Raw genomic sequence first — 5,493 nt, 5'->3', positions numbered from 1 at the left:
GTCTTGCAGGTCTACCGAATGCGCTGGGGGATCGAATGCACATTCAGCGGTATGAAGTCTCGCGGTCTGGGTTTGGAGGACACCCACATGACCGCGCCAGACCGCATTGGACGCCTCTTTCTTCTGCTCAGTCTCGCGTATGCCTGGATGGTGCGGATCGGCGCATGGCGCGCAGATGCGCTTCCCATCGCAGTCAAAGCCCACGGGCGCAGGGCCATGAGTCTGGCCCAATATGGCTGGGATCTGCTGTGTGACGCCCTGCGCTGGCAGCGTCCCCTCTTCCAAACTTTTCTCGCACTCTTGATGACCGCTTTTCCCTCACCCAGCCAGCCTGAATCTGAAAGTGTCAGGTACTGAGTAGGCCCTTATCAGGGGTTTTCGGGCGATTGAGGCTACAACGCGGGGTGGCGCGTCCGCCTGGCAGGCCTGCGCCATCTCCAGAAAGTGAGCGGTGGCTTTCGCTCCTTTGGGGGTGAAGGGGGTCTTAAATGTGTCGCGGTCTGAAAATGTGGTGGCGTTTTGGCCTATCATGTGGGTCAGGCTTTCCCCTTGTTGGTTTTTCATGTGACGTGTTTTCCTTCGAGTGGGATAGCTGAATCAATGGTGTTTCGTCACAACGTTGACTGGCTTCGAGAATCACCTCAGCACCCCGCCCTCCAGCGGGGTGTTGCCAGTTGAGAAAGGGCAGATCCAGCACCTCCCTCATTGCTGATTTTTTCGCCGTTTTCGCTGGTCTGCACCACCAAAGTCAGGCCGAAAAAGTAGTACTAATTAGGAATCGCGAGCGCTCAGTTTTTTCCCCTCTAGGACGCAGTTCTAGAGGTAAGTGCGCTGAAACTGTTTTACACGCACGGAATCTGATTGGCCAACACCCATTTTCGCTGGGGCTTCAGCACTATCAGGATTTGAGCTACTCCTTGCGGTTTCGTTCTGCCTCGACCTTTGCCCATGCTTTATCGAGGGCCACTTCCACGGCTTCACCCTCCGCCAACCGGTAGAAACACGCCCCGTTGACCTGCTCCCTCGTAACCACTAGTCCATCCGTGGTGAGTCGCTTGAGCATGTTCCGTAAACGTAAATACGACATGCCGGGCAGATGTCCATGCTTGGCCAGGCGGTCAAAGATCTCCTCCTGCTGTTGTTCCTCCAAAGACAGGCACAGCAGCACGTCGCTCGCTTTCATACCGCTCAATCTCCGACAGAAGTTTTGTCCAAAAATGTGCGGGTGGTGACACGAAAAGCTTACCTGCCTGAAAACAGTGTGCCATACAGTGAAAACACTCTGTCTACAGCAAGTTTACCCGCACCCTTATCTTACTTACTCTCCCCAAATTGCCACTCAACCTCCGTTTTCCCTCTCCCAGCGCGGCTCAATCGAGTTTGGGGAGGATTTCCTCCTGCCTGAGTTTTGGCGTCCAACTTTCTGTCGTTTCTCTGCTCTAAGCGTCATTAGGCCAGGGGAAATAAACGGATTTTACCCGGACATAATTGAAGGAAGTCGTCATATTCGAGTCAGCTTGATGAGTACATACTAAGACCATGACACGCCGTCAAGATCTTCAGGATGTGGGGAGACGCCGCAGTCCAAACCTCACTGCTGAGGACTGTCGCCTGGTCGCAGACCGCTTTCTCGATCATCTCGGGACGGATGAGGTATGCAACGACACGCTGACGTATCTCGCTGGCCGCCTGTACGTCCTGGCGGTCCAGGTGGAGTCGCAGACACCCTTGAGGCTGACAGAGAGCGGTGGGGCATCCGGCGCGCAGTCTGCGCCGGAGGTCACGCCGCCCGAAGTCGGGCATTCAGCAGCGCAGCGGGCCGTTTAAGGCTACCCCACTCGTGCCGGTCCACGTCCAGGCGGGCCAATTGCGCCGCCAGCACCTGGAGTCCACCGCGTCCTTCCACCTCCGCATTCCAGGCGTTCCAGATCGCTTTGCAGTACCAGCGCTGAGAATGGTCATCGTCCAGGGCGTGGGCGAGTGCGGTTCCCAGAATGCCCACCAGTGCCGCCCGCTTATTAGCTTCGGATTCCGCTACCGCTGGAAGCAGATAAATCACGTCCTGCACGGTCCTGACCGCTTCTTCCAGCTCATCGGGGGAGAATATGCGCGGGTCAGCGAATAACGGGTCTTGAACCTGACCGGGGGTAACGGCCCAGGCTTTTAACTGCTCTCGAAGGTACTGGGCCTTCATTGGGCTAGCAGTTGACCCGCGCATATTTTTTTCTCCGTCCAGGACGCGGTTTGCATTTTCAGCGTTTGCGGTTTCCTGCTGGCCCAGCTTCTCGGCCCGCTGGACCACCCGGTAGGCCGTGCGGCCCGCCAGCCGGTCCTCGTCCAGGTTGCGGTACTGCGCGCTCAGGTCCTGGTAGGTCAGCTTGGCCTTGTGGCCGGGTTGCAGGCAGATCGCGTACAGCGTGCCGTCGATCACCGGAATCCGCTGGCCGCCAGGGGTGGTCATGGTGGTGTAGTGCGGGCGGGCGTCGATGTACCCCAGCTCCTCCAGCAGTGGCGTCCACAGGCGCAGGGTGCTGACGTTCTTCTCCACCTGCGCGGCCATCATCTCGTTGGGCAGGTGCAGCACCATCTGAGGCGGCAGAGACCCATCAGCGCGGCGGTACAGGTCCGGGCGCACCGTCAGGGCGTGGCGGGCCAGGAAGTCCAGCAGTTGGACCCAGACGGAGGCCCCTTCGGTTCCGGCTCACCTGCCTCGTTCAAAGCGCAGGGCGTCCAGATCCAGGCCCGACCTGAGAGGCGGACCCGAAACCTGCGCTCAGGGAATATTCCTGCTGTAATCATCGTCATGACGACTCCCCTGCCCGCCTATTCGCTACTCGATCCCTTTGCGTGGTACGCCGCCCAGCGCGCTCAGCAGCCCGTCGTCCACGATCCCAGCTCCGGGATGTGGATGGTCTTCGACTACGACGGTGTACAGCGCGCCCTGTCGGACTGGAAGTCATTCTCGTCTCAGCGGGGCCGTCCCAGGGGCGAGAACGCTGAAAGCGCGCTGTCGTCCAGCATCATCTCCACCGATCCACCGCGTCACCGCCAGCTCCGCGCCCTGGTGGAACAGGCGTTCACGCCCCGGCAGGTGCGTGCCCTGGCCCCCCGTATCGCCGAACTGGTCGACGAACTGCTGGGTCAGGTGGAAGGTGCAGGGCGCATGGATTTTGTCCTCGACTTCGCCTATCCGCTGCCGGTGATCGTCATCGCCGAGATTCTGGGCATTCCGTCGGCGGACCGGGACGCCTTCAAGCGCTGGTCCGACGCGGTGGTGACGGGTGACCCCAGCGGCAGCCGCGAGATGGCCGCTTATTTCGGGAGGTTGATCGAGCAGCGGCAATACGCACCCGGCGAGGACCTGATCTCCGGACTGATCGCCGCACAGGTGGAGGAAGAACACCTGAACGCCCAGGAGCTGTTGGGCTTTTGCATCCTGTTGCTGGTGGCGGGTAACGAGACCACCACCAACCTGCTGGCGAACACGGTGCGGTGCTGGCAGGACGCACCTGAAGCCTACGCGCGGGTGCGGGCGGACCGGACGCTGTTGCCCGGCACCATCGAGGAATCGCTGCGGTTTCGCTCACCGGTCCAGTCGATGTACCGCGTGACCGCGCTGGAGGTGGAACTGGGGGGGCAGACCATTCCAGCCCTCAGTCCGGTGCTGGCCTGGATCGGCTCGGCCAACCGGGATGAGGCGCAGTTCCCGGATGCAGGCGTGTTTGATCCGGCCCGCACGTCCAACCGGCACCTGGCCTTCGGTCATGGGGTCCATTTCTGCCTGGGGGCACCGCTGGCCCGGCTGGAGGCCAGCGTCGCGCTGGACGCGGTGCTGGAGCGTCTGCCCAACCTGAGGGTTGTGCCGGGCACGGTGCTGGAGCCGGTTCAGAGTCAGATCGTCAGTGGGGTCAAGCGGTTGCCGGTCACCTTTGGCTGAGGCTCAAGGTGATTCCATGACTCCAGCTCAGTCACTTCAACTGGTGATGAGATCGTCGTTTTCAATCACACCTCGCAATGAACTGAGATGCGCCCGCGCGACGATCAGCACGTCATCCTGATCGCTTCTGAGCGCACTCTCCAGTCCGTCGAGCACCTCTGTCTGCAGGGGGATCGCTGTTGCGGCCTGCAGCTGAGACAGTAAATCTTGAACTCGTGAACGAAGCGTCAGATTCTGGTGCAACTGCACCTGCTCCCAGATGAGTTGTGATGCACGGCTGACGACGGGATGAAGCTGCGGATTCACTCTCCTCCCGGCCACCAGATCGGAGGCCACGTGATGGCAACCGGACCTTCACCAGGCGCGGCGGCACTCACTCCGTCCGTTGCAACAGGCGTATCGCTGGTGGCGTGGCTGGTGGTGCTCAGGATAAGGATCAGGCAGGTCAGCACGAACTTCGTCAGGTTACGCATAATGTTTTCCTCCTAGTTGACTTGAACACCTGAAGCTTAGCGAACCACCTGTGAATCCTCTGGGACAGCCCTGGCGTGAAGCTGTGAATCAGGGTGATTTACACCCAGAAATACAGCGCTCAGCGGCTGAATTCAAGACTTTCAATGGTTCGGCGTAGGACGGGGTCAGGCTCTTCCCCATAAACGGAGTCGAGCATCTGGGCATATCCACGATAGGCCGCTGCCGCTTCCTGAGGACGGAAACGCAGCAGGGTCTGAATCAGAGACAGGTGGGGGGCGGCCTGATCTCCCTGCAGACGGACACTGTGTTTCAGAAGCGCGATGGCGCGTTCCGGATCCTGACTGGCCAGCGTGCCTTCGAGTTCCCCAAGAACCAGGTGCTGCTCGCTGCGGATGGTTTTGCGGATTTCTTCAACCCATTCGCCCTCAATGCTGCTCAGCAGATCGTCGGCCCGGACGCCAAGCAGCTCTTCCGGCTCACCTTTGCGGGCCCGCTCCAGAAAGTCCTGTAGGTCTGAGGAAACTACCAATTCCGGATGAATCTGATATCGGCCCGCAACATGCGGGAGTGGATCCAAATCCAGCGTGAGCGCTTCCCGCAGGGTGGTCCGCAGACGCCGGACCACGACGCGGAAGTAACTGTGATGTTTGGGATCGCGGGAACCGTCCCAGAGCGCGTCGAGAATTTCAACCAGGGTGCCGCTTCCATACCAGTGCAGCCACAACAGCAACTCTCCAGCCTTACTAACCAGTTGTGCGGGTTGAGATTCAGAGACTGAAGGAGGCGAGATGCATTCTGAAGGCATCTTCGCCTGTCCAGCCGAAGAATTCCCGCGACCACGCCAGAAGAATGTTAAAGACCGCCGCAACATACGCCAGGTGAGCGGTTAAATACGCTTCCTGGCGATGGTCCATGTGTTTCAGATTCATGATTCGTGTGACCAGTGAAAACGCCGTTTCTACCTGCATTCTCACGTTCCAGGTGCCTTTTTTGCAGAGCTTGAGGTTTTCTGGAATACTGTCTTTTTTGGCGGATCGGAACCCCCAATCCCCCATGACGATGGATTGGCCGTTCAAGGCGCT

The 5,493-nt window shown here is 59.6% G+C and carries 8 protein-coding genes; 2 read left to right on the top strand and 6 right to left on the bottom strand.

All coding sequences use genetic code 11. The features are described from left to right. Positions 1-357 (top strand): transposase (locus BOO71_RS16570; protein ID WP_139322980.1); only part of this gene is annotated, 357 nt, incomplete at its 5' end. A 553-nt stretch (positions 358-910) separates the two neighbouring features. Here BOO71_RS16570 and BOO71_RS16565 read toward each other — a convergent pair. Continuing rightward, positions 911-1,183: a hypothetical protein gene (locus BOO71_RS16565; RefSeq protein WP_075834185.1), complete on the bottom strand. Its 273-nt coding sequence runs from the start codon at positions 1,181-1,183 to the stop codon at positions 911-913. 597 nt (positions 1,184-1,780) lie between these two features. After that, positions 1,781-2,635 carry a hypothetical protein gene (locus BOO71_RS16555; RefSeq protein WP_139322979.1) on the bottom strand — a complete coding sequence of 285 codons (855 nt, stop codon included), beginning with the start codon at positions 2,633-2,635 and terminating at the stop codon, positions 1,781-1,783. 168 nt (positions 2,636-2,803) lie between these two features. Here BOO71_RS16555 and BOO71_RS16550 point away from each other — a divergent pair, with 168 nt between their 5' ends. Beyond that, positions 2,804-3,937 carry a cytochrome P450 gene (locus BOO71_RS16550; protein WP_075834179.1) on the top strand — a complete coding sequence of 378 codons (1,134 nt, stop codon included), beginning with the start codon at positions 2,804-2,806 and terminating at the stop codon, positions 3,935-3,937. A 36-nt stretch (positions 3,938-3,973) separates the two neighbouring features. On the opposite strand, the gene BOO71_RS16545 is transcribed toward BOO71_RS16550, so the two are convergent. The 4 genes from BOO71_RS16545 to BOO71_RS27930 form a co-directional block, all read right to left on the bottom strand. Then, positions 3,974-4,243, bottom strand: a complete 270-nt coding sequence (locus BOO71_RS16545; protein ID WP_075834177.1) for a hypothetical protein — start codon at positions 4,241-4,243, stop codon at positions 3,974-3,976. Beyond that, positions 4,240-4,410, bottom strand: a complete 171-nt coding sequence (locus BOO71_RS27935) for a hypothetical protein (protein WP_175607463.1) — start codon at positions 4,408-4,410, stop codon at positions 4,240-4,242. The genes BOO71_RS16545 and BOO71_RS27935 overlap by 4 nt, the downstream gene beginning before the upstream one ends. Positions 4,411-4,529: 119 nt before the next feature. Next, complete coding sequence (locus BOO71_RS16540) at positions 4,530-5,141, bottom strand: bacterial transcriptional activator domain-containing protein (protein WP_075834175.1); 612 nt, start codon at positions 5,139-5,141, stop codon at positions 4,530-4,532. 37 nt (positions 5,142-5,178) lie between these two features. Further along, positions 5,179-5,493 (bottom strand): hypothetical protein (locus BOO71_RS27930; protein WP_217694907.1); only part of this gene is annotated, 315 nt, incomplete at its 5' end.

It is taken from the genome of Deinococcus marmoris (assembly GCF_001949125.1).
Taxonomy (GTDB): domain Bacteria; phylum Deinococcota; class Deinococci; order Deinococcales; family Deinococcaceae; genus Deinococcus; species Deinococcus marmoris_A.
Note: the sequence above shows the minus strand (reverse complement) of the source record. Positions and strands in the feature narration are given on the sequence as shown.